The sequence below is a fragment of the Providencia vermicola genome, assembly GCF_020381325.1.
Lineage (GTDB): Bacteria > Pseudomonadota > Gammaproteobacteria > Enterobacterales > Enterobacteriaceae > Providencia > Providencia vermicola.
Genome location: NZ_JAGSPI010000011.1, coordinates 18,552 through 44,133 on the forward strand (window position 1 = coordinate 18,552; position 25,582 = coordinate 44,133).

The 25,582-nt window shown below is 42.3% G+C and carries 20 protein-coding genes; 7 read left to right on the plus strand and 13 right to left on the minus strand.

Annotated elements, in window-relative coordinates:
• Nucleotides 1–19 precede the first annotated feature (19 nt).
• Entirely contained in the window at nucleotides 20–676 is a 657-nt protein-coding gene (gene narL / locus KDJ85_RS15940) for a two-component system response regulator NarL (RefSeq protein WP_225820488.1), read from the plus strand.
• Nucleotides 677–688: 12 nt separating this feature from the next.
• On the opposite strand, the gene KDJ85_RS15945 is transcribed toward narL, so the two are convergent.
• The 7 genes from KDJ85_RS15945 to KDJ85_RS15975 form a co-directional block, all read right to left on the minus strand.
• Nucleotides 689–1,843, minus strand: a complete 1,155-nt coding sequence (locus tag KDJ85_RS15945) for a CdaR family transcriptional regulator (RefSeq protein WP_225820489.1) — start codon at nucleotides 1,841–1,843, stop codon at nucleotides 689–691.
• Nucleotides 1,844–1,857: 14 nt separating this feature from the next.
• Nucleotides 1,858–3,021, minus strand: coding sequence for a glycerate kinase (locus KDJ85_RS15950; protein ID WP_225820490.1), 1,164 nt, complete (start codon nucleotides 3,019–3,021; stop codon nucleotides 1,858–1,860).
• A 33-nt stretch (nucleotides 3,022–3,054) separates the two neighbouring features.
• The gene (locus KDJ85_RS15955) at nucleotides 3,055–4,395 is read right to left on the minus strand and encodes an MFS transporter (RefSeq protein ID WP_225820491.1); all 1,341 of its coding nucleotides are present in this window, start codon (nucleotides 4,393–4,395) and stop codon (nucleotides 3,055–3,057) included.
• A 119-nt stretch (nucleotides 4,396–4,514) separates the two neighbouring features.
• The gene (locus tag KDJ85_RS15960; RefSeq protein WP_225820492.1) at nucleotides 4,515–5,699 is read right to left on the minus strand and encodes a thiolase family protein; all 1,185 of its coding nucleotides are present in this window, start codon (nucleotides 5,697–5,699) and stop codon (nucleotides 4,515–4,517) included.
• A gap of 9 nt (nucleotides 5,700–5,708) precedes the next feature.
• A complete protein-coding gene (gene fabG, locus KDJ85_RS15965; protein ID WP_225820493.1) occupies nucleotides 5,709–6,446 on the minus strand; it encodes a 3-oxoacyl-ACP reductase FabG in 738 nt (245 codons plus the stop codon).
• Between the two features lie 26 nt (nucleotides 6,447–6,472).
• The gene (locus KDJ85_RS15970) at nucleotides 6,473–8,041 is read right to left on the minus strand and encodes an acyl CoA:acetate/3-ketoacid CoA transferase (protein WP_225820494.1); all 1,569 of its coding nucleotides are present in this window, start codon (nucleotides 8,039–8,041) and stop codon (nucleotides 6,473–6,475) included.
• A gap of 68 nt (nucleotides 8,042–8,109) precedes the next feature.
• On the minus strand, nucleotides 8,110–9,627 hold the full coding sequence (locus tag KDJ85_RS15975; RefSeq protein WP_225820495.1) for a class I adenylate-forming enzyme family protein: 1,518 nt from the start codon (nucleotides 9,625–9,627) through the stop codon (nucleotides 8,110–8,112).
• A gap of 480 nt (nucleotides 9,628–10,107) precedes the next feature.
• Here KDJ85_RS15975 and yghU point away from each other — a divergent pair, with 480 nt between their 5' ends.
• A complete protein-coding gene (gene yghU, locus KDJ85_RS15980; protein ID WP_225820496.1) occupies nucleotides 10,108–10,947 on the plus strand; it encodes a glutathione-dependent disulfide-bond oxidoreductase in 840 nt (279 codons plus the stop codon).
• Nucleotides 10,948–10,992: 45 nt separating this feature from the next.
• Here the strand turns inward: yghU and KDJ85_RS15985 are convergent, their stop codons facing one another.
• The 3 genes from KDJ85_RS15985 to KDJ85_RS15995 form a co-directional block, all read right to left on the minus strand.
• Nucleotides 10,993–12,651 (minus strand): ABC transporter permease, encoded by a 1,659-nt coding sequence (locus KDJ85_RS15985; protein WP_225820497.1) that lies wholly within the window; start codon nucleotides 12,649–12,651, stop codon nucleotides 10,993–10,995.
• A 64-nt stretch (nucleotides 12,652–12,715) separates the two neighbouring features.
• Nucleotides 12,716–13,648 carry an ABC transporter substrate-binding protein gene (locus tag KDJ85_RS15990; RefSeq protein ID WP_377210623.1) on the minus strand — a complete coding sequence of 311 codons (933 nt, stop codon included), beginning with the start codon at nucleotides 13,646–13,648 and terminating at the stop codon, nucleotides 12,716–12,718.
• A gap of 61 nt (nucleotides 13,649–13,709) precedes the next feature.
• Nucleotides 13,710–14,372 carry an ABC transporter ATP-binding protein gene (locus KDJ85_RS15995; protein WP_225820617.1) on the minus strand — a complete coding sequence of 221 codons (663 nt, stop codon included), beginning with the start codon at nucleotides 14,370–14,372 and terminating at the stop codon, nucleotides 13,710–13,712.
• Nucleotides 14,373–15,003: 631 nt separating this feature from the next.
• Here KDJ85_RS15995 and KDJ85_RS16000 point away from each other — a divergent pair.
• The 4 genes from KDJ85_RS16000 to KDJ85_RS16015 all read left to right on the plus strand — a co-directional run bounded on the left by KDJ85_RS16000 (nucleotide 15,004) and on the right by KDJ85_RS16015 (nucleotide 19,104).
• Entirely contained in the window at nucleotides 15,004–16,272 is a 1,269-nt protein-coding gene (locus KDJ85_RS16000; protein WP_225820499.1) for a cytosine permease, read from the plus strand.
• 255 nt (nucleotides 16,273–16,527) lie between these two features.
• On the plus strand, nucleotides 16,528–17,526 hold the full coding sequence (locus KDJ85_RS16005) for a methionine ABC transporter ATP-binding protein (protein WP_225820500.1): 999 nt from the start codon (nucleotides 16,528–16,530) through the stop codon (nucleotides 17,524–17,526).
• Nucleotides 17,527–17,528: 2 nt separating this feature from the next.
• Nucleotides 17,529–18,215, plus strand: a complete 687-nt coding sequence (locus KDJ85_RS16010) for a methionine ABC transporter permease (protein ID WP_377210621.1) — start codon at nucleotides 17,529–17,531, stop codon at nucleotides 18,213–18,215.
• Between the two features lie 64 nt (nucleotides 18,216–18,279).
• Complete coding sequence (locus KDJ85_RS16015; RefSeq protein WP_206083340.1) at nucleotides 18,280–19,104, plus strand: MetQ/NlpA family ABC transporter substrate-binding protein; 825 nt, start codon at nucleotides 18,280–18,282, stop codon at nucleotides 19,102–19,104.
• 72 nt (nucleotides 19,105–19,176) lie between these two features.
• Here KDJ85_RS16015 and pgtA read toward each other — a convergent pair whose 3' ends face one another.
• From pgtA to KDJ85_RS16030, 3 genes are read right to left on the minus strand one after another with little or no spacing between them, the layout of a single operon-like run.
• Complete coding sequence (gene pgtA, locus KDJ85_RS16020; RefSeq protein WP_225820501.1) at nucleotides 19,177–20,424, minus strand: two-component system response regulator PgtA; 1,248 nt, start codon at nucleotides 20,422–20,424, stop codon at nucleotides 19,177–19,179.
• Nucleotides 20,417–22,423 carry a two-component system sensor histidine kinase PgtB gene (gene pgtB, locus KDJ85_RS16025; RefSeq protein WP_225820502.1) on the minus strand — a complete coding sequence of 669 codons (2,007 nt, stop codon included), beginning with the start codon at nucleotides 22,421–22,423 and terminating at the stop codon, nucleotides 20,417–20,419. Before pgtB ends, pgtA begins: the two co-directional genes overlap by 8 nt.
• A complete protein-coding gene (locus KDJ85_RS16030; RefSeq protein ID WP_225820503.1) occupies nucleotides 22,420–23,688 on the minus strand; it encodes an ABC transporter substrate-binding protein in 1,269 nt (422 codons plus the stop codon). The genes pgtB and KDJ85_RS16030 overlap by 4 nt, the downstream gene beginning before the upstream one ends.
• A 493-nt stretch (nucleotides 23,689–24,181) precedes the next feature.
• Between KDJ85_RS16030 and pgtP the strand changes: the two genes are divergently transcribed.
• Complete coding sequence (pgtP, locus tag KDJ85_RS16035) at nucleotides 24,182–25,561, plus strand: phosphoglycerate transporter PgtP (RefSeq protein ID WP_225820505.1); 1,380 nt, start codon at nucleotides 24,182–24,184, stop codon at nucleotides 25,559–25,561.
• Nucleotides 25,562–25,582: the final 21 nt, after the last annotated feature.

Consider the following 25,582-nt stretch of genomic DNA (forward strand, 5'->3'; position numbering starts at 1 on the left):
AAATTGGAGTTACTTGTTGATGGAAAGCAAAAATATCACAACTGGGCAATCCACTATCTTACTCATTGATGATCATCCGATGCTGCGTAATGGGGTTAAGCAACTAATCAGCTTAGAGCCGACATTGCGAGTCATTGGGGAAGCTGATGACGGAGAAACAGGCATTAAAATCGCCGAAGAATATGATCCGGATTTAATCCTATTAGACTTAAATATGCCAGGAATGAACGGGTTTGAAGTCCTCAGTAATTTACGCAACCACGAACTTTCTGGTCGTATTATTTTATTCACTGTTTCTAACTATGGTGAAGATTTAATTAATGCGTTAAAACACGGTGCTGATGGCTATTTATTAAAAGATATGGAACCCGAAAAACTCATTGTTGCATTGAAAGAAGCCGCCAGCGGTAAAATGGTTGTAAGCCCAACATTAGCCTCTGTTTTAGCCGAATCATTAAGAGATAATCGCACATCTACTGAACATAATTTATCGGTACTCACCCCAAGAGAAACGCATATTTTAGATTTAATCTCACAGGGGCTATCCAATAAGCAAATTGCTAATAAATTAAATATTACGGAGAGTACCGTTAAAGTACATGTGAAGCATTTACTGAAAAAACTCAATTTAAAATCGCGTATTGAAGCCGCTATTTGGGTTTTACAGCAAAAGTAATCTGACCGCCAATTAGGTTAATGCATCTAACCATGGCTGCTGTTTTGGGTAACGCCGGCGGTAGCCATGCATTGCCACCGATAATTGAATCAAATCAGTGAATTTTGTTGGGTCGAGCCCCGTTTGCTTTTTAATTTGTTGTAGCCGATAACTTAACGTGTTGCGGTGAATACCAAGCTGCAAAGCGGTATTACCAATTTCACCATTTTGCGATAAAAATAACTCTAACGTTTCCAACAAACTTTCCCCTGAATCATGCAATAAGATTTTATTGCAAATATCCAAAAAGAAATTAAATAAATAACTGTTTTCTAACTCATTAAATAAACAAAATGAGGCCATTTCTTTAAATAAGAAAACCTGTTTTTCAGGCACTGTCTGGCGTCCCACATCAATCACTGAGCGAGCAAAATGCACCGCATCACGCACATGTTCTTCGCTATCGGCTTGCACACCAACACCAATATAGTACTGACTTAGTTGACCATCTAAAATAAAATGTAGGTTAGGAATAAATGATTCATTTTGATAGTGTTTTGAGGGAAATAGCATCAATACTTCACGGCTATTGAGTAGCAGAACATCACTTTTTTCTATCGCCGATAATTCTGTAATGATGGTATCTAAGATTTCAGGGCGATATTGAATCGCTTCAATATTAATAATCACTGGGATAGTAGGTAGCGAAAACGAAAAACCTGAGTTATGCAGCTTTAATAATGCACTACGCCCCTGAATAGGTGTGGCACTTTCAATAAACTGAACAAATAGCATATCCCGTAAGCGGTGCTGCCAATTGATGCTACGACGCTCAATTTCCTGCTGAATAAGTAACTCCGCGGTAAGAATCGCTAATTCCGCATAACGCTGAATAACCACGGGATCGCCACTCACGCCAATCACCAACTCCACTTTATCAGCCACAATAATCGGGTGATTGATCCCTGGAGCAACATTAGAATAAGCGCGGGCTTCATTTTCATTGTAAATCGTGATCCGTTTGCCGCAGCGGATCACCTCCACTGCGGCCTCATGCGTTTCACCGATACGTTTTTTTTCACCTGAAGCGATAATCATCCCCTGACTGTTAATCACATTGACGTTGTGGTGGATGATCCCCATTGCACGCGTGACAATATCATTAGCTAATTTTTCAGTCAGTAGCATATTACCGCCTCATCTTATTGTTTTATTAAATTTTTTTGGCTTGATAATACTGTTCTTAGTAAGTTTTCAGCGGTATCCTCTAAGTAACGCTCTCCATTAACCATCGCTTGCTCTAAAGAGACAGGTCCAGGGCAAAGTGACCACATCGCCGTAATCCCGTGTTGATACAAAATTCGGCTATCTTCACTGTACCCACCGCATAAGGCGATTGTCGGTACACCAAAGCGGCTTGCCATACGGGCGACACCGACGGGTGCTTTACCGTTGGCACTTTGGCTGTCCATCCGCCCCTCTCCAACAATCACTAAGTCTGCTTGTTGGATATAAGCCTCTGCACCCAATAACCCGAGAACAAGGTCAATCCCTTTTTCGAGCTTAGCATCAACAAACCAACGCAACCCTGCACCTAGTCCGCCAGCCGCGCCACTTCCCGCCTCTGATGAGACATCTTTCCCTAAGGTGCTCGACATTAATTGTGCATAATGCGTCATACCTGCTTCCAGCTGGTCTAGTACAGTTTTATCAGCCCCTTTTTGTGGGCCATAAATATATGTTGCCCCATTTTTGCCAAGCAACGGGTTTTCCACATCACAAGATACGCTAAATTCAACCGCCGCAGCACGAGGATCAAACTTATCCACGTTAATTTTTGCGATATTAATAAGGTTCTCACCATTTATTGGCGAGCTAATCAGTTGATGGTTTTTATCGTAAAATTGTGCGCCAAGTGCTTGCGCAAAGCCCGCCCCGCCATCGTTTGTTGCACTTCCACCTATACCAATAATAATGCGGTTGCACCCCAAGTCGAGGGCATATTTCACCATTTCCCCCAAACCGTATGTTGAGGCTTTTTCTGCATGGCGAAATTCAGGTTTGACAAGCTCTAGGCCACTGCATTGTGCCATTTCAATAAAAGCGGTTTTTCCGTCCAGCACCAGCAGCCGTGCATCAACTTGGCTGCCATAAGGCCCTGTACACGTCAATATGTAAGGCGTTACACCAGATAAAACTGGACTATGCTCTAGTGACTCCAACAGGCCTTCTCCGCCATCGGATATCGGCAATAACGTCATATCCAAATCGGAGGATACACGCTTGAAACCCTCAGCAACTGCTTGGCATGCCTGCTGTGCTGAGCAACTTCCTTTAAAGGAATCAAGTGCGATAACAATTTTCATGTAGGCTTTCCTATTGTAAATGGCGATGTTGCGTTATTTTACTTGTACCGATGTTGGCGTTTGTACTTTCTCACTGTTGCTCATACCGTTGGTGTTCACTCGCGAAGCGATAAGTGTTCCGATAACCAACAAACCAACACCAAACCATAATCCAGAGGTAGCAGTACCTGTGTAATCTTCAAAGAACCCTAAAATAAATGGCCCTAAGAAACCGCCAAACAACCCTAAACAGTTCAATAAGGCCAGACTCCCTGCCAGCATACTACCACTCATATACGTTGGTGGAAGTGAGAAAATAATAGATTGCACAACAAAGAACATAAAGGCAGTTAAGCAAAAGCCGATTAACCCAACCACTGGCCCGCCAAGTGCCCCAATCACCAATCCAACAGCCATTACTGCATAACCCGAAATTAAAATGCGGGACGAACGACGCGGAGTATTCGCTTTTCTTGCCACAAAAATGCCGCCAATAGCCGCTGAAATCCAAGGAATTGCCGTTAATAAGCCTATTTGAATTGGCGTTAATTTGCCGTATTCACCAATAATCGTTGGTAAGAAATAACTTAAGCCATATACAGAGAATTGGTGCGTAAAATAAATCGCGACAATCATCATAAACGCTTTATTTTTAAATGCCGCCTTAAGTGAGAATTTGTTATTACTGACGCTAATGCTGTTTTGGTCTTGCTCGTGTTTATATTTAATATAATTCCGATCGTCTTCATCTAACCATTTTGCGTCTTCGGGTTTATTCGGTAAAACAAACCACACGACAAAAGCCAAAATAACCGCAGGTAAACCTTCAATCACAAACATCCATTGCCAACCATGGAAACCTAATAGCCCGTCCATGCTTAGCAATAAACCACTCAATGGTGCACCAATAATATTGGCAAGACACACCCCTAATAAGAATAGCCCTGTTGCTTTAGCCCGTTCTTCTTGGCTAAACCAGTAGGTCATATACAGGATCACACCAGGATATAACCCCGCTTCTGCTGCCCCTAGTAATAGGCGCAGAATATAAAAAGACGTAGGCCCTGTAACGAATGCCATTGCGGCAGACAATAATCCCCACGTGATCATGATCCGCGTGATCCAAAAGCGCGCACCCACTTTTTCCATGATCAGGTTACTTGGGATCTCAAGAATTGAATAGGTCAGGAAAAATAACCCCGCGCCGATCCCGAATGCTGTGGCAGATAATCCGAGGTCTATCGACATCGCATGTTTTGCCATCCCGATATTCGTGCGGTCAATAAAGCTAATAATATAAGCCAAAATTAATAACGGCATCAGGTTGCGATATATCTTTGCGTTGGTCTTTTTACCCTGTGCCGCATAATCTAACTTTGCATTTGTAGAAAACATAGATAAGATCCTCATGTTGCAGTGAAACAGGCTAGGTGCTTTCTTACATTCCCCTACCTGTTGTTATTACCTCAGCAACAGCCCGACGCCCCACGTCGGGCTTTTACTTGCGGTATTTCTTATTCTCTTTCGAACAACATTGATATCCCTTGACCACCACCGATACACATCGTCACTAACCCTGTAGTAACCTGACGGCGTTCCATTTCATACATTAACTTAACGGGTAAAATCGCCCCACTCGCCCCAACGGGGTGACCCAGTGCAATCGCGCCGCCATTCACATTGACCCGTGAACTATCTAATGACAAATCATTCATAACTGCTATCGCTTGAGCGGCAAAAGCTTCATTTAACTCAATAAGATCAATGTCTTTGACATCCATCTTTATTTTTTCCATCAAGCGGCGTGTCGCAGGTGCTGGGCCAAAACCCATAATGGCAGCTTCACAGCCCGCAACCGCCCAATCCACCACTTTCATTCGTGGCTTCAAACCACGTTTTTCCGCTTCTTCGCGGCGCATCATCACTAATGCCGCTGCACCATCATTAATCCCTGAAGAGTTGGCTGCAGTAATCACACCATCCGCTTTAAATGCAGGGCGTAATTTTGCCAGTTTTTCCCTTGGCGTATCTCGTGGGTGCTCATCCGTATCGAAAATACGTGTCCCTTTACGCCCTTCTTGAATTTCCATCGGCAAGATTTGCTCTTTAAAGTAACCTGCTTCGATGGCTTTCAGCGCTTTTTGCTGACTATCCCAGGCAAAATCGTCCATTTCCTCACGGGAAATATTAAATTGCTCTGCAACATTTTCCGCCGTCATCCCATTGTGGTATGGGCCTTCAGGCCAAGTTAAAATCGACGTCAATCCATCTTCTAAAACATCATTGCCCATGCGATAGCCATAACGCGCTTTACGCAAGTAGTACGGCAGCATGGTCATGTTTTCCGTTCCGCATGCCACAACCACATTCGACTGCCCTGTTTGCAACAACATCATGCCATCTGCCAGTGCCTGTAGCCCCGAGCCACATTGGCGGTTAACAGAATAAGCGGTAGTTTCTTTTGGTAAGCCAGCACGTAGTTGACAGATCCGCGCAATAAAACCACTTTCTGCGATTTGCCCCACGTTTCCGACAATCACTTCATCCACATCTTCTGGTGCGATCCCTGCTCGTTTTACGGCTTCGCGGATCACTTCAGCCCCTAAATCGTGTTGGTGCGTGTTCGCAAAACTGCCACCCATGGTACCAATAGCCGTTCTCACACCACTGACAATCACAATATCATTTGCGTTTTTCATTCTGTTCTCCTACAGCACCATACCGCCGCCAACATTAATCACTTCGCCATTGATATAGCGCGCTTTGTCTGACGCTAAGAACGCCACACATTGCCCAACGTCTCGTGGGTCACCCGCAAAGCCCGCTGGGATTTTGCTGATCATGATGTCCCATACTTTTTCAGGCACACCACGGGTCATGTCGGTATCAATAAATCCAGGGCAGATAGCATTGACAGTGACGCCTTTGCGCGCCAATTCCCGGCAAGCAGTTTTCGTTAAGCCGATAACACCTGCTTTTGAGGCGGCATAGTTAGCTTGCCCCACATTCCCTAACCAGCTTGCGGAAGAGATATTCACAATGCGACCGCTTCCTTGCTCGCGCATCAATTTTGCTGCTTCTTGCATACAGTTAAACGTGCCTTTCAAGTTAATGTCGATAACCTTATCCCAATCGTCGTCACTTAACTTATGCAGCATTCCATCACGGTTAATCCCTGCGTTATTCACAATCACGTCAATGCCGCCAAAGTGTTCTTTAGCTTGTGAAAAGAGTGCGTTTACTTGCTCACGTTTAGCAATATCACAAGGGATAAACACGGCTTCAAAACCTTGCTGCTGTAATTGTTTTGCGCTTTCTTCACCTGAGGACATCGCGAGGTCGGAAATCACCACTTTTGCACCTTCTTCTGCTAGTACTTGTGCAATAGCAAAACCAATACCTCTTGCTGAGCCCGTGACGATGGCAACTTTGTCTTTGACTAACATAAATAAATCCCTCTTTAATATTGAAACTATAAATACGAAACCAAACCAAAAGGCGCTTCTTCAAATAATGAAGAGGACATCACTTTCAAATCAGGGGAGATTTCTGGCACGAAATCCATATGGGCAAGAATGTCGCGTTCAAGGTCAATCCCTGGTGCGATTTCAACCAATACAGGCACTTTTCCACCCAAAGTAAATACCGCTCGTTCCGTGACAAAATGCATGGTTTGGTTAATCTGACGCGCCACATCTGCGTTCCAAGAAATCTGCCTAACGTTATTCACCAACTTACGAATATCCCCTTCACGGGTAATCTTTAACTGCCCGTTTTCACAGTGGATATCTAACCCTTTCGCAGTAAATGTTGAGCAAAAAACCACATGACGAGCATTTTGTGTGATATCAATAAACCCACCGGCTCCTGGGCAAATATTGCCAAGCAAAGTGGCATTCACATGACCGCTGGCATCCATTTCTCCCGCGCCCATATAAGTGATATCTACCCCAGCCCCGTTGTAGTAAAGCATCTGATCTTGGTGGCTGATCATCGCAGACAGGTTGCGGCCAATACCAAAATCAATCCCCCCCGCTTGAACTCCGCCCCAAATGCCAGATTCCACAGTAATATCAACGCGTTTCGTGGCATCTTCCTCTTGGATAATCGAACCGATCACATCGTTGGGGATCCCTGTCCCTAAGTTGATCACACAGTTTTCAGTGAGATAACGACAAGCAATACGCCCGATCAACTTACGAATATCGAGAGGCAGTGGCGTGGTTTGCTGCACAGGCGTGCGAATATCACCACACAATGTAGGGTCAAAGAACCAGCTCGAAGACTGGCGGTGGTCTTCTTCTGGGTTATCACAAATCACGATGTGGTCAATAAAACTGGCAGGGACGGTAACGCGTTTCGGGTGCAAAGTGCCTTCTTCCACGCAATATTTCACCTGAGCAATGACTTTCCCACCGAAGCGTTTTGCCGCTAAAACCGCATGCAACACTTCCAACGACATGGCTTCTTCATCGGTGGTCAGGTTACCTTTGCTATCTGCATGCGTACCGCGGATCACCACAACATCCAGCGGAATTTCGGGATACCACAGCCAATCTTCCCCTTTAAAACTCACTTTTTCGACTAGCGGTGGCAGTGCTAGCGTTTTGGCATTCATTCGGCCACCTTCTAAGTCAGGGTCAATAAATGTCCCTAAACCGACTTTGGATAAACGACCAGGAAGACCTGCTGCCATCGCGCCATACAAATGCACCATTTGCCCTTGAGGTAAGCAGTAGGCCTCAACTTCATTATCGTTGATCATCTGCATCCAACGCGGCGCTAGTCCCCAGTGAGAGCCAACAATGCGTTTCACCATGCCTTGATGTGCAAAATGTTGATTGCCGCGAATACGGTTACATTGCCCAGCCGCATGTACTAGCGTTAATTGTTTTGGCGAACCTTCTGATAAAAAACGCTGTTCAATAGCAGACAAAATAGACTCAGCTGCGCTGGTTAATGTCATTCCCACAGTGCAAATTGTATCGCCATCATTAATTAATTCAGCGGCTTCTTGTTTAGAGATAAACTTATTATTCATGATAAAACCTACCTAAAGGCTAATATTTCATAGCCCTTTATTTGATAAATTAAAAAAAGAATTAGCTGTTAGCTATTTAAAGAATAATATCGCTGTTTTAAATCTTTCTTACTTATTTTCCCATTCCATGTTCTTGGGAAATTACGGGTAAACATAATTTTTACAGGAACTTTATAATTAGGTATCCGTTCTTTTAGCCATTCCATAATTTCTTTACTGGTTAAACAAACTTGGCTTTCTGGAATAATAAACGCTATTGGTTCTTCACCATAAATTGGGCTTTCTACTGGAATAACGGCGACTTCATTGACACCAGGGTAATTGGAAATTAAATCTTCCACTTCGATAGAATAAATTTTTTCCCCACCTCGGTTAATCATATCTTTAATTCTATCTTGAATATAAAGAAAGCCGTCTTCATCCAGATAGCCAATATCCCCAGTAAAGAACCATCCATCCTGAAACGACGTGGTATTTGCAGGGCTATCAGGCCAATAACGCTGAATGACAACATCCCCTTTAACCCAAATGTTCCCCGTTTCATTTACCTGTTTTTCTTCACCCTTTTCACTTCTAATCGAAACTTTCAGCCCTGGAACTGGTGTGCCTGAACTGGCTTTTTTCGGACTGTTTCGAATATCATCTAAATATACCGTTGCAGGGGACGATGTTTCCGTTAAACCATATATAGAATGAATTGATGTTTTTGTAAAAATATAAGATAGCTCTTTAATCGTTCCTTCATTTAAATGCCCTGCACCGCAGGCAATCATTTTCAACGAATTAAATCTTTCTAAATTAATGCTTTTATTTTCTTTTATCTTTTGAACTAATAAAATAAAAACTGTCGGCGAGCCATGTAAAAAAGTAATTTTTTCTTTCGCAATTGTTGAAATCATTTCTTTAGCATTAAATTTTTGATGTAGAAAAATAGTTCCACCAATATGAATAAATAATGCCAAAATAGCCGATAGCCCAGTAATATGGTAAATCGGTACGGCTAATATCGTTTTATCATTTTCAGTTAATTTTAATGTTTGTTGATAAGCATAAACCGCTGACAAAATATTTTTATGCGTAATGACAGCACCTTTTGGTGCCCCTGTTGTCCCTGATGTAAAAATAATGACGGCAGGGTCTTCTTCATTAACATGATTCACAAACGTCATTTCATCCGTCAGTGTTAATGCTTTCCATTGAGAAAGGCTTATACCTTTTACATTAAAGTCCCCCAACCACGGCTGGTAGGTATCATCCCAAAAAATGGCATCTGCATTAATACGTGAAAGATGCTCTTTGCCCTCAAACTCCTTCATTTTGGTGCTTAATGGAATAACCTGAATACCCAGCCCCACCGCTGCATAAAATAGCTGGCAAAACTCTATGGTGTTTCCCCAACCCAAAATAATACGGTCGCCTTTTCGCAATTGTAGGGTTGATGTTAGCCAAAACATCGTTTGGTTGACCTTCACCAATAACTGGCGATAACGCCAATGCTGCTCTTCAAAAACAATGGCGACAGCATCAGGCTGCGTGTTTGCCCTATTTAATAGGCTTTGATAGATATTTGAATTTGATGCAAACATGGGCGCACTCCAACCAACGGATATCTCTTATTGGTATTCAATGTATAAAATGCCCCCTGCGAAATTAGTGCCAATGTTCACATATTGTTCACATCCTTTTTTTAAAAGGATTAGTTATTTGCACAATTCGTTTGTTAAATATTTTTCGCTTAAGTGTCAATTAAAGGTGTTTTTTTGATTGCCGAGATAAATATTTACCTTTAGTTATCAACTTAACACTTAAGCTATCTCAGCTTAAGGGAGATTTTTTTACTGACTCGTTGTGCGCATTAACAATATCAGCATAATTTTATCAGTCAGATTTTATGCAAAAAAACATTCTGTTTAAAGATGGAGTTCATGCACGCTGCGCGGTTCACAACCTGATCACACCCAAGAATCGATAAAAAAGCTGGCGAATTGGCAATGGCTTGCTACAGTGGAACCATTAACAATGGGATTATTGAATCAAATTCTTCGAAATAATTAAGGAGATGCTCAATGGCAGACACACCGTATATTCCACCCAAAGTATGGCAATGGCAGCAAGGCAATGGCGGCAAATTTGCCAATATTAACCGCCCTGTTTCTGGTGCTACACACGAAAAAGAGCTTCCAATTGGTAAGCACCCACTACAGCTCTATTCGCTGGGCACGCCTAACGGGCAAAAAGTGACAATTATGCTCGAGGAGTTATTAGCTCTGGGCATAAAAGAGGCAGAATATGATGCCTGGTTAATTAATATTGGTGAAGGTGACCAATTTGGTTCTGGATTTGTGGATATCAACCCGAACTCAAAAATCCCTGCATTGGTCGATAGAAGTGGTAAAGAGCCTATCCGCGTGTTCGAGTCAGGTTCAATTCTTACCTATTTGGCGGAAAAATTTTCTGCCTTTTTACCTACCACACAGCCTGAACGCGCCGAAACATTATCGTGGTTATTTTGGCAGATGGGCTCTGCCCCCTTTGCAGGAGGCGGTTTCGGTCATTTTTACGCCTATGCCCCTGAAAAATACGAATACCCAATCAATCGATTTGCCATGGAAACCAAGCGCCAACTCGATGTGCTCGATAAGCGTTTAGCAAATAATAAATACGTGGCAGGTGATAATTACACGATCGCTGATATCGCCATTTGGCCGTGGTATGGCGCCTTAGTCAAAGGCTGGCTGTATGATGCCGCCGAATTTTTATCGGTGCATGAATACAAGAATGTCATTCGCTGGGCAGATGAAGTTTATGCACGCCCTGCAGTACAACGCGGCCGCCGCGTCAATCGCTTACAAGGCGACCCCGCACAGCAAGTACGCGAACGCCACGATGCGAGTGATATTAACTAACCAATATAATCAAGGTGGCATGTTGCCACCTTGAGTTCTTTCACATTATTCTCTGCTATACCGCCCCTGCACCCATTGTGCGCATAGCATCAAACTTAAACTGATCAACACGGCGACGCAGGCCATCGCCATGCCGCTGCCGATGGAGCCTTGCTCAAACTGCCGCCACACAAAGATAGATACTGTCTGCATTCCTGCGGGGGCGAGTAAAAGTGAGGAAACGAGTTCCCTCGATGCCACGGCAAATACCAACATCATCGCGGCCAATAAGCTTGGCAGCACTAATGGGAACAGCACCAAACGCAACGTCGTTATTGCAGATGCCCCATGTACCCTCGCCGCATCCGCTAGACTACCACTAATTTGTGTTAGCGCTGCGCTGCAATACCGCACGGGATATGGCAACAACAAACAACTGTAAGCGAGCAATAAAATGCCCCAAGTATGGTATGGCGTGACAGGCCAGAAAGGCTGATTCCACGCCAAAATCATCCCTACGGCAATCACTATCCCTGGAATGGAAATGGGTAATAAAGACAAGGCATCAATGATAACAGCCCCACGGATACGTTGAGAAACCACCAGCCACGCAGATAAAAACCCTAAAACCCCCGTTAGTATCGCCGTTGCGCTGGCTAATGACACACTGGTTAATAACGCATCTAGCGCTTCCGCTTGGGAATCAACCAAACCAGAAAAATGCCTTAAGGTTAAATTATCCCACGCTAAACCGCCTGAGACCGTCGATGAAAATGCAGTACCAAACATTGCCAGTAGCGGCATCCCGACGGCTAAAAAGCCCACCACTGCAAATACCCCGACAACAGGCCAACGCCATACCCCAAGAGAACGAGTCACCAACGCCGCAGCTTTCCCTGTCGTCGTCGCCACATTTTTCCCCGAAACAATAGAACGTTGTAGCGTATAAGCAAAAATCGCCACACTCGCTAAAATCAACGATAACGACGCCGCACCAGGTAAATCAATCGGCCAATCCGCTAAACGCTGTTCAATATCTGTTGTTAATACACGAATACCATTTGGTGCGCCTATTGCAGCAGGGATGCCATATTCTTCAATCGCTAAGGTAAACACCAACAATAACCCAGCCGCTATTGACGGTAAGGATAACGGAAAAGTAATCCTGAAAAAGGCTTGCCAAGGCGGCGCGCCATGAACTCGAGCCACATCGGCAAGGCGGTTACCATTTGCCGCCATACTGCGTGAAACGGCAAAGTACAGCACAGGAAATAAATTCAGCGCCATAATTCCCATCATACCACCTAAGGAAAATATCGCGCTTCCAGGGCTAACACCAAACAGCTGTTGGGAATACCCATTCGGCTGCAATGTCAGCATCCACGATAAGCCTGCAATATAAGGCGGGATCAAAAATGGGATCAGAAAAAGCAAGTCCCAAACCTTGGCAAACGGCAAATTAAATAAGCCACGTAACGCCCCTAAAGGAATCGCAATCACCGCACTAATGAGTGCAACGCCGACGCCGAGCAATAATGTATTTTGTAGTAGCTCGGGTAGCTCTGGCTCATTAATTAAATGAATAATAGGTGCGAACGGTTGGGAAAATAGCCCTTGCCCGAGTTGTGGAAATAGCGCCTGTAGCACAATAAAGCACAGAGGGATCACCACTAAAACGGCGAGTGCAATAATGATGATTAAAGGGAGAAAACGAATTTTTATCATTAGAAACAACACTCCTGCTGGGTAAGAAACCTACCCAGCGGTTTGCTAATTATTGCCGAGAAAACTAACGGAACAAGGCACTTAAACGTGAGAGAACATCGCTGCGCTCTGCGCTATCAGTTGGGGCTTCTGGCAATAATGTCAGTGTTGAAAAATCAGGGCGTTTCCCCGCAATGTCAGCACGGGCAGGCATCAACCATGCATTAGCGACGATCTCTTGGCCCTCTGCAGACAACACATAGTCAATAAACGCTTTCGCTTCATCAGGCTGTTTACTGCTTTTTAAAATCATCATTGGCCGCGGGGCTATCGCGGTACCGCTACTGGGAAAAATAACTTCAATGGATTCACCATTGGCAATACTGCCATAAGCCACGTAATCCACCGCACCAAATACAGCGGCCTTCGCTCCTTGTAGTACAGGGGTGAGCGCTTGTGCATTTGGCCCCGAAATCACCATACCATTGGCTTTTAAATCAGCAAAAAGTGACCATGCCGCCTCTTTTTTGGCATTTTGTAGACCCAAGACTAAATCCAGTGATGCCCCAGATAATGCTGGGTCTGGCATCGTCACTTTGTCCTTAAATACAGGCTGTGCTAAATCTTGCCAATCCGTTGGTTTTGGCGTGCCACTTTTACTGTTCCACACAATACCGAGAGCTGAAATCCCTTGGGCGACATAATAAGGAGTTTTAAATCGCGCAGGCACTTGCTGTGCATTTGGGCTTTCATAGGCCAACAACCAGTTTTTTTGTTGTAAATCAACGGCGGTATCCCATGAAGCAGAAATCAGCACATCCGCACGCGGGTTTGCTTGTTCAGCCTCAAGCCTTGCCATCACTTTGCCCGTTGTGGCTTGGAATACATCCACTTTCGTGCCTGTTTGTTTTTCAAACCCTGCGGCCAGTTGTTTTGCCATCGCGCCAGGCCCCGCGGTATACACCGTAATGGCTTGCGTTGAAACAGAAAACAGTGCACAGGAAAGGCTAAGGCTCATGGTAATACCCTTTATTGAAAAAACGTGTTTTGCGGTTAACTTTTGCATGGGATTTCTCTCTTCATAAGGTCGTCAAACGGTCAATTTTGCCATTTCGCATATGGGCTATTTGGTGTGCTAACGTATTGGCTTCAGCGGGATCATGAGTGACATACACCGCAGTAATTTCCAATGTCCTCAGCAATTGCGCCATTTCTTCACAAAGAGATTGGCGCAGAGCGATATCAAGGTTGGAAAGAGGTTCATCGAATAACAAAATTTCAGGTTCAGCAATAATGGCTCGAGCCAGTGCGACGCGCTGCTGCTGCCCACCAGACAAATCCGCGGGTTTTCGCTTGGCAAAATCCATTAATCCGACACGCTCAAGGGCTTTAACTACGCGAGCTTCAATCTGTTGGCGGCCTACCCCCCGCATTCTCAAAGGAAATGCAACATTCTGCGCAACGGTCATATGTGGCCATAAAGCATAATCTTGGAATACCATGCCGAGGTTGCGTTTCTCTGGGGGGACGAGGTGGTGGGCACTTGCGACGATATTACCCGCAAATTGGATAGTGCCATTGGTGGGCTGCAATAAGCCTGCTAACAGTTTGAGCAAAGTACTTTTGCCGCAACCAGATGGCCCAAGTAGTGCTAAAACCGTGCCTTTTTCCACCGTTAAGTCGATGCCATTAAGCACATATTGTTGTGAAAAAGCCTGTGATAGATTTTGTATTGCGATCATGGGTAAGTCGCTCGCTGTTTGCCTGAAAGGCAAAATAGTCGAGCACTCACTCGATGAAGAGAGAGCCTGTTGCATCATCTTGGTATCCTCTTTGGGACTTAATCGTTGCCGATGATGCTACGGTGCCAATACGTCAGATTGATGAAGGTTTTATGAATGGAAAATGACAACCTAATAAATATGTTATATTTATATATAATAATATTTTAACAAATATAAAACATTCAATTTGATTGAAATCACAATTTTAAATTTATTTTTTAATATGAATATAAAAATATATTTTTAATTTTTAAATATCATCTAAAAACAACATTAATTCACTCATTAACGATGCGTGCAATCACATTAAAGCGCCTTTATTGAAAAAAAATCAACAATCATCCCCCCTATTGATGAATACTTTTTAAATGGATTCTATTCTTTATTAACTGTTGGTATGCTTGCCACACCATAAAACAAACCAAAAAATCAATTAATTACAGGTTAATAAAGTAATTTATTCACCAAGGGATTTATTTTCTTTTTTTAGCGAATTAATTCATATCCATAAGATTTAAATTATAGAAATTTTATTATTAATTTTTATAGGTACTCCAATTAATTTTAATTAAAATGAGGTTCACCTAATATGTCAAATAAAGAAAAAGATAATGTTTTATTAGATTCCGAATATGAACATGTTCCCGTTCCCCTCGAACACCGTAAAAGTTTCGCCTCTGTTTCTGCTGTTTGGTACAGTTTCCCATTAGTCTTAACCAGTGCTGTTATTGGTGGTGTTGTCACCGCCATGTTAGGGTTTAAAATGGGCGTTACCGCTATTTTAGTGGGTAACTTATTGCTGTGTTTAGTCATTGGGTCTTTAAGTTATTTGGCAGGTAAAACAGGGGAAAACTTCGCGATCTCCGCGAAAAGAACCTTTGGACAGCGTGGATATATCGCCGTTTCAGGTTTGCTTGCCACTGTTGTTATCGGCTGGTTTGCATTAATGGTCGGCCTTACGGGTGATACAATGTTCCGCTCATTTGGGCAGGACTTATTACTGATGACGATTTTAGGTGGAGTGCTATATGTTGGCGCAACCTTCATCGGCATTAAAGCTCTCGCCATTTTGGGGTATATCGCAGCACCAATGTATTTGATTTTAGGGCTAATCTCCGTTTACATTGCGATGAAAAGTGGCTCTTCAGATATTCTCAATTACCAACCGTTAGCAGGGGCTGGAGCACTCTCTTTTGGTGTTGCGGTTACCATGATTTTCTCTACATTTACAGATTCAGGCACCATGACGGCTGACTTCACTCGCTGGGCAAAAAACGGCAAACAAGGTTTTCTCGCTGCCTTTACTGCCTTCCCGATTTCCAAATTTTTTGCAGAAGTGATTGGTGCAATTATTGTGGCGACTGGTGTGGTCATGCACCCAGAAGTCACGGGGGGGGATTTCATCACTATTTTAGCAAATTCAAGTCCGCTGCTTTCTGTACTCGCGATTATTTTTGTGTTTGTTAACTTAGGCGTTGGCTGTACTCACTGTTTATACAATGGTGCGGTGGGTTGGTCTCATATTACAAAAGGCAAAATGAGAACTTTAACCATTATTCTGGGGGTTATCGGGATCATCGTTGCTGTAACGGGCATTTGGAATGCATTCCAAACATGGTTGAATTTGCTGGGTTTAATTGTGCCGCCAATCGCTGCCATTATCATCATGGATCAGTTAGTACTCAAACGTAAAAATAACGAAGCAAAAAATTGGCAGCCCTTAGCGTTCGTTTCTTGGATACTCGCCTCTGGCATTGCGTTAATCGTGAATGCTTATGCTCCAGAACTCTCCGTTGTCGTTGCTGGGTTAGTTTCTTCCTCTGTTATCTATTTGATTGGCCATCAATTTTCGAAATAATCTTTAATGGTTGAGGGGGGATCACTCCCTCAACTTCTTCTATTTCAACCTTATCCCATAATCCTTATTTTGAATAATGAACAAAAATAATAATCCAATGATTATTAACGTTTTTTATTGATTAGACTATTTTCATCTAACTCATCCCTATCTTTTATTTGACATTCATCACATTCCTGATTACTTTAGCAGTATAGACGTCTAGATATCCATTTTTGGATCTATGATATAACCAATTCATCCAAGGGGATCAGCGTGATAACACTCAAGAATGTCAGCAAGATCTACAGCCGTAATAAAAAACAGACCGTCGCGGTTGATAACATCAACCTCAATATTGCGGCTGGGGATATTTTTGGCATCATCGGTTATAGCGGTGCGGGCAAAAGTAGCCTCATTCGCTTGCTAAATCGGTTAGAGGACACCACTAGCGGTGAAATAATTGTTGGGCAACATAATATTACCCACAGTGATGAAAAAGCAGTTTTAAAAATACGCCAATCTATAGGCATGATTTTTCAGCACTTTAATTTACTGTGGTCACGAACAGTGCGAGAGAACATTGAATTTCCATTGCAAATTTCAGGGTTCGATAAAAAGAAACGTAAAGCCCGTGTTGATGAATTGATGGCGTTAGTTGAGCTAACCGATAAAGCTGATGAATACCCATCCATGCTGAGTGGAGGGCAAAAACAACGGGTTGGTATCGCACGCGCCCTTGCCAACAACCCTGATGTTTTATTGTGTGATGAAGCAACATCTGCGCTAGACCCAAAAACTACACAAACTATTTTGCAATTATTGGCACGTATTAACCGCGAGCTGAATATCACCATCGTGCTAATTACCCACGAAATGCAGGTCGTCAAAAGTATCTGCAATAAAGTGGCCGTCATTGATAAAGGCCGTATTGTTGAGGAAGGGTTCGTCAGCCAAGTATTTCATGACCCACAACATGCAATTACACGGCAGTTTTTATCACAAAGTGAGGTTGCAACAGATACCCCAGAAGACTTAGAGACAATATTGGCTGATGGCCCGGTTATTCGCGTCGTTTTAGATGAAGAAAAACAGAGCCATTATTTGCTGTATGACTTAATTTCTCAATTTAACGAGCCGATTAAATTGATTAAAGGGGCGTTTAACCAAGGTACTGGCTTTTTATATCTTCAATTTCTACCTGAAACTGAAAAATTAACGGATGCCGTTGAGTATCTTAAAAATAAAAGAAATATCGTTGTTGAGGTGATTTAGTCGTGGATGAGATACAGCGTTGGGTTAGTGGCTATTTACCCTATTTAAAATTGCATGTTTTGGGCATTGAAACCCTCAATACTTTATATATGACATTGGTCTCTGGTGCGTTATCGGGCATTTTGGGAATTTTAATTGGTACCTTTTTATTTTTAACTGCACAAGAAGGTAAAAAAGAGAATATTGCGGTTTACCGTGTGCTTTCTTTTATTGTGAATATCTTCCGTGCTGTGCCGTTTATTATTTTAATCATTTTATTATTCCCTGTAACCAAATGGATCGTTGGCACTATTTTAGGGGTTAACGCGGCGCTTCCAGCCTTAGTGATTTCAGCGAGTGCTTTCTATGCAAGGTTAGTGGAAATTGCTTTACGCGAAGTCGATAAAGGGGTTATTGAAGCTAGCCAGTCTATGGGAGCAAAACTGCACACCTTGATTTTTAATGTGTTGATACCCGAGTCTTCCCCTGCCTTGATTTCAGGCTTAACGGTTACGCTAATTTCATTAGTCGGAGGCACCGCGGTTGCTGGTGCAATTGGTGCAGGCGGGTTAGGAAATTTGGCCTATTTAGAAGGCTTCCAACGCAGCCATATGGATGTCGTCTGGGTCGCTACATTAGTGATTTTAGCTATTGTTTTATGTATTCAAGTGATAGGAGACACCCTAGTTCGGTGGATTGATAAACGTTAATAACATCAACCTAGGCCAATAAATTATTAATTTTATCTACACTCAGCTAATTAGGAATAACAGTATGAAATTATCATTATTAACGCGTTTCGGGGCATTATTAATTACCAGTTTAGCACTCACTGCTTGCCAGCCAGACCAACAAGAAAAAAGCAATAAATTAACAATAGGGGCATCTTCAACACCCCATGCAGAAATATTAGAGTTTGTAAAACCACAGCTTGAAAAAGACGGAATTAATTTAGATATCCGTGTATTTAATGATTACATTATTCCAAACCAAGCATTGGCTGACAAAGAATTAGATGCGAACTTTTTCCAGCATGTTCCGTATTTAAATAAAACATTAGCAGACCACCCCGATTGGAAACTCGTGTCTGTTGGCGCAGTGCATATGCATCCGTACCGCTTTTTCTCGCAAAAGCATAAAAGCTTGCAAGACTTACCCAATGGGGCCAAAGTACTGAGCAGCAACAATATTTCCCAACACGGTCATATTCTAAAATTGTACCAAGATGAAGGTTTAATTAAATTACGCAGTGATATTGACCCGGATGATGCAACCATTGACGATATTGTTGAAAACCCACGTAACTTACAGTTTTTATTTACTTATGATGCACCATTAATGCCGCAAATTTATAAAAATGGCGAGGCCGATGTTGCCTCTATTGATAGCCATTTTGCGATTAATGCCGGTTTAGATTTAACGAAAGATGTTATTTACAGCGAACCTGCGGCTAACAGTAAATTTGCCAATGTGGTGGTAACACGTGAAGATAACCAAAATGACCCACGAATTACGAAGCTGATGGCTGCACTGAAAAGTGATGAAACGAAGAAATTTATTTTAGATAACTACAAAGGTGAGGCGGTGCCGGTTCCTTAAGTCATCTATCACATAGTTATCTGAATTTAGGTGTTGAATGGAGCTATCTATTCAACACCTTTTTTGTTATGACTAAGTTCGGTAATGGTGTTTGTCCAAGCCGTATTTTTTCATGCGCAAATACAATTTTTTTCGTGGCATTTGCAGGTATTCCGACACGTCATTAATTCGACCTTGATGAATATTAAGTGCTTCTGTAATGATTTGCCGTTCATAATTTTCAATTTTCTGATCTAACGCAGTAGGCGCAACAGATGCCAGAAGCGGGTTTGCCGTTTCCCCCATCGGCATGATACCAACCGCATAGAGCTCTGCCGCATTTGCTAATTCACCGACATTCCCAGGCCAATGGCGACGCGTTAATTTTTTAACAAAAGAGTCATCCAGTGCAGGGAAACGTAAATTTAAGCGAGTGCATGCCAACTCAAGGTAATGCTCAAAAAGTGGAGCGATATCGGCCTTTCTTTGTAATAATGGCAAACAATTAATTTGCGTCATTGAAAAACAATAGTAAAGCTCAGCAATTAATTTTTGCTGTTTAGTGAGTAAAATTAGTGGCGTTTCTGAAATCCCAATTAAGCGAAATTGCCGATGCTCCTGCTGAAGGTGCTGCGCTAAAAAACGCTGCTGAGCTAATGGCATCAATTCAATATTTTTAATCACCAAAGTACCATCTGCGACTTCATTCAACCACGTATCTAACGGTGTTTCTTCCGCATTTAATAACGTTTTAATCACCAAAGGAGAGCCTCGGTTAGTGCTAATTTGGTGTAGATAACGGGATAAATAAACCCGCCCTGTTCCTAACTCTCCATGTAAAAATACGGCGGCATGGGTCTCTGCTAGCCCTTGTAATTGCAAATGAATTTGCTGAGCCCACTCACTTTTCCCCACAAAATTGAGTGACAATTGCTTTTGTCCCCAACGCCGTTGAATAACCCGTTGCTTGCGAGCGGCAAGCGCTTTTTCGACTTCTAATAACAGATATTCTGCGTTGATAGGCTTTTGAATAAAGTCCCACGCACCTAATTTGACAGCTTCAACCGCCATCGGCACATCACCATGACCAGTGATCAGCAAAACAGGTAAATGTTTATCTTTTTCAAGGAATAAGCTCATTAAGTCAATCCCTGAGCAATTAGGCATACAGACATCGCTCAAAACAATACCGCACCAATCCCGATGAATAAGGTCTTTTGCCGCTATTGGATCGTCACAGCTAAATACGCGATAACCCGCCTGTTCAAGCAGCAGGCAATAAGCTTCAAGTACATCTTTGTCGTCATCTATGAGTAAAATATCATTATTATCATCAAGCATGTTCCTGCACCTTCTTAAAACTTAGAATGACACATCCATGGCGGCTCAGTGTTGAAGCAATTCGCATTTCTCCGCCTAATTGCTGCATAATCGAATAACTAATAGATAACCCCATTCCTAGGCCAATTTCTTTGCTGGTCGTAAACGGCTTCATTAATGAGTCAGCCAACGCTAGGGGCCACCCCTCACCGTTATCACTGATATACAACGTTAAATTATCATTCGATTCACTGTAATCAATCGAAATCTCTGCATGGTTTGAGCTGGCATCCAATGCATTCACTAACAAGTTCACTAAAACTTGTGAAATACCAATCTCATCCCCCAGCACCAATGGGATTTTTTCAGGAAGATACAATGCTGCCTCACGGGTTTTACGCTGCAATAATAAAATATCCCACGCGCTTTTTAGGCTTCTAACTAAATCAATAGGTTGTAAGACTTCTTGGCTATCTCGTTTACGAGCAAATTGCCGCAATGAACGAATAATCCCGTCCATTCTCGCAATTAATGATTCCGACTTATTAAGTGAGGCAATAACACCTTCGTTATCTTCCCGTTGCAGCGCTTTTTTGGCCATATACACATGCATCGATAGCGCATTTAACGGTTGGTTAATTTCATGTGCCAATGATGTCATGGTCTGCCCAACGACAGCTAATTTTGCGGTTTGGATCAGCTCATCTTGCGTGGTTCTTAAGTTCTGCTCAATGACTTTTCTATCGCTAATCTCTTGCTCTAGTTGATATTTTTGTTGATTAATTTGATCTAAGGTTCTTTGTAGCAGCATCGCGATACGCCCTAACTCATCTCGCCCTTCAACAGGAATTTGTGTTGTTAGATCCCCAAGGCTAATTTTTACTACCGCCTGATTCAACAAATTAAAGCGTTTAACAAGTCGTGAGCGAATCACAAAATAATTAAATAACACCGCCAGTAATAAAGCTAATGAGGCGGTAATAATAATCACCGTGCCACTAAGTGACATAATGTCCGATAAATGATGATTTAAGGTCTGTAACTGAGAGTGGCTATTGCCTAATTGCAAGTCAAGCTGGCTGCGAAAACGCCCCAGAATTCGGTCTTTTTCCGTTGTCATCTCTGCTAGCGCAGCTTTCGCACTTTGGTAATTTTGCAACGCTGAGGGCATTTTACTTTCAGATAAACCAATATCGAGAAGTTCATCGATAGTTTGGTAGAGTGTCACCGTGCTTGGATACTGATTTAATGCCCCTTCATTCCCTGCAATATTGCTTTTTAAGTAACGTAAGTAGCGGATATAACTATTATTTTCTTCTTGTGTATCTTGCGAGATATTATCTTGCGTGCTTTTGAGTCGGTTAACCAACACGTTGACTATCTGATCTTCTAAGCGTGCCAAGGTATAAATTAATTGCAGCTCGCTTTGTACACTACGCAACCGACTCTGCAAGGCTTTTGCCTGATTTGGTTCTTGCTCAAACTTATCTAATAAAGACCCTTGCTGTAAGCTAATATCTTGCGATAACGATGTCAGTTCCGTATTAAAGTCATCATGTAGCCAGCTAATACGCGCTGATAACGTATTCACTTTTTCATTGGCTAAAAACAATGTGTAGAGCGCTTTATCAAGTTGAGAAAGTAAATCTTGGCTTTCAGAAATGATTTCAGCAATCTGCTGATGGTCACGCCCCGTTAAATTTTGATTGATCCCATCAATTTTACTCAAATGCTCCGTAATTTGATTGCGCAGTTGCAGCCGAGTGCCTGTATTGGGGGCTTTTAGAAATTCATTGAGTTCTTCAACTAACGTATTTAATTGCCCATCAATTAAGAATGACGATTGAATACGTGGAAAATAATCCCCCAATGCATAACGAATTTGTTGGTTTTGCTCGTGCCATGCATACAAGCTTGCACCGCTGACAATTAATGTCATCAACGTCACCGCAATAAATGCACTGCGCAAAATTCCGCTTAAACTAAATAAACCTAAATAATGAATAATCCAGCGCTTCATTTGACCGTTTCCAGATAAGCAATGGCACGGCGTTGTTGCTCCTGAAAGAAGCGCTGCCAACGCATATATTCGACTTCAGCTTTGCCACTATCCTCGAAGCGTGAATAATATTCAGGATCACGGCTTTCCGCCTCAGTGACTGGCACTGCGGTCAGTAACGCACGTGCTTCAGGTAACGGCTTTTTCAATTGGGATTCAGCCATATAAACCGCTCGCCATGCATCTTTAGACTCCATCAAACGGTAAGTGATCGCATAATCAAATAATTGCTGAACGAGACGTTGGCGCTTTAACACTAAATGTTCATCTAATAACTTGGGTTGATTTAGTAACTGGCTTTGCTGCACTTTACGTGGGTCGCTATCAGGCAATGGCGTTACTGGGTATTTTCCTGTATTACTATCTGCCAATATTTTTTGCCCCTGTTCACTCAACAAAAAGTTGATAAATTGCAGAGCTTTTTCTTGATGCAAACTGTAGCGAGTAATCGCGATAAAAGTGGGAAGTGTCGCTGAGTCAGGTAAATAATGAAACTCAAGGTCAGGCTCCCCGAGCAGTAAGTTAGCATAGTTATCGATAATAGGCGCCGCTCCCCCTAACCCCGTTTTAATTTTATCTGCAACGCCAAAACTGCGTGATGATACTGTCGCTAAATTCCCTGATACATTGAGTAAAATTCGCCACCCTTCATCCCATCCCCGCTGTTGTAACAGCGATTCAATCATTAGGTGGTAAGTATCTGAGCGCGATGGGCTACTGATCAATAACATGCCTTGATAACGGCTATCGGTTAGCTCGTTCCATGTTTTCGGGATCGGTAACTGGTTTTCTGCCATCCAGTGGCGGTTAGCAAAAATACCATAGCCAGAAAATGCGACAGCAGCCACGGTGCCTTTTAATGATGCAGGGACTAGGCTCTGTGAAATATTTGGAGGATCTTGCAACGTCGCTAGACGGTCATGTTGTTGTAAATGTTGCATTAACATTGGGGAAGAGGTCAAAACTAAATCCACATTTTCCATTACCTGTGTATCAAGTAGACGTTCTAAAGAGGCACTTGTTCGGTTAATGGTGCGAATGGGTATTGCATCTGGCAAGGCATTCCAACTCTCCATAATATGGATAGTGGCTTCAGGAGAGAGCGTTGTTGCAATCACCAGTTCGTCATTTTGCAGGGCAGCCAAACGACTAGGAAAGGCTAACCCTATGATAGGTATTAGCAATATTAAAAATACTATCTTAAGTCGAATTGTATTTTTCTGCATACGATGATCCTAAGCCCTGTGAGCAGATGTGATTTACATCAAGAAAGTAACAATCTTTTTATTTTAGCGAAAAAGGTGTTTGAGGCATTTTTCACCCTTTTATCTTTATTTTTTATTTCTTTGAAATAACTAAAAAAAATCAAATATCATTTTTGCGAATTATTGGGATGCTTAAATATCCTGAAATACGACTGAAAGAGGAATAGAAACCAATAATTAAATAAAACAATAGTGATAAGTTTATCGCGTTTTCTTTCATTGTTCCTCTATTTAAGCCATTAATGTAACCGCCAACACATTCTGAATAAAAATAAAATGAGCGAGTTATATCCCTGGGTCAAAATGACTCTTACTTTTCTAAAATTGAGTCAAAATTGACTCAAATACATGATATTGAGATATTTTTTAAAGAAGAACATGATGAACGGGTCAACAATAAAAAACGACAAAAATTCAAAAAATATTTTTTAAAATTATTTACACAGGTGAATTTATGCTGTCATTTTTAAAACCCGCTACGGCAAAAAATAGTGTTGCATCCAAAGATATTTCTGCAACCTATAAACGTTATCGTGTTCAAGCACTACTCAGTGTATTTCTTGGTTATTTAGCTTATTATATTGTTCGTAATAATTTCACTCTCTCTACGCCCTATTTAAAAGAAAATTTAGATTTAACCACCACGCAAATTGGTATGTTAAGTAGCTGCATGTTAATTGCATATGGTATTAGTAAAGGTGTTATGAGCAGCTTAGCCGATAAAGCGAGTCCAAAAGCCTTTATGGCGTTTGGATTGATCCTCTGTGCTATCGTTAACTTTGGTATGGGTTTCAGTAACGCTTTTTGGTTATTTGTGGGCTTTGTTATTCTTAATGGTTTATTTCAAGGAATGGGGGTAGGGCCTTCATTTATTACCATTGCTAATTGGTTCCCACGTAAAGAACGAGGTCGAATCGGCGCGTTTTGGAATATTTCCCATAATGTCGGGGGCGGTATCGTCGCACCTATTGTGGGTGCCGCTTTTGCAGTACTCGGTACTGAACATTGGCAAAGTGCCAGTTATATGGTGCCTGCAGTTATCGCTATCTTATTTGCGGCTGTGGTCTTAATTTTAGGTAAAGGCACGCCTGTTCAAGAAGGTTTACCTGCCCTTGATAAAATGATGCCTGAAGAACAAGTCCTCCTCACCACCGAGCAGAAAGACAAATCACCAGAAAATATGAGTGCCTTCCAAATTTTCTGTACTTATGTGCTGAAAAATAAAAATGCATGGTATATCTCGTTCGTGGATGTGTTCGTTTACATGGTGCGCTTTGGGGTGATCAGCTGGTTACCAATTTACTTACTCACAGAGAAAAACTTCTCTAAAGACCAAATGAGTGTGGCTTTCTTATTCTTCGAGTGGGCAGCAATTCCTTCCACATTATTGGCAGGTTGGTTAACAGATAAACTGTTTAAAGGCCGCAGAATGCCATTAGCTATTATGTGCATGATATTGATTTTCTTCTGCTTAATTGGTTACTGGCAGAGCCAATCCCTTGCACTCGTGACTTTCTTTGCCGCGGTTGTTGGTTGCTTGATCTACGTGCCTCAATTCTTAGCCTCTGTACAAACAATGGAAATTGTACCAAGTTTCGCCGTCGGTTCAGCGGTGGGTTTACGCGGCTTTCTAAGCTACATTTTAGGCGCAACGTTAGGAACAAGTTTGTTCGGTTTCATTGTTGACCGCATGGGCTGGCACGCAGGTTTCTATCTACTTTTAGGTGGTATTGTTTGCTGCATCATCTTCTGTATTCTGTCTCATTTAGGGGCTCTAGAATTAGAACGTAATCGCCAAGAAGCGTCAAAACCTGTTCAGTTAGCGAATGCATAAACCTCAAGCTATTCATCGTGT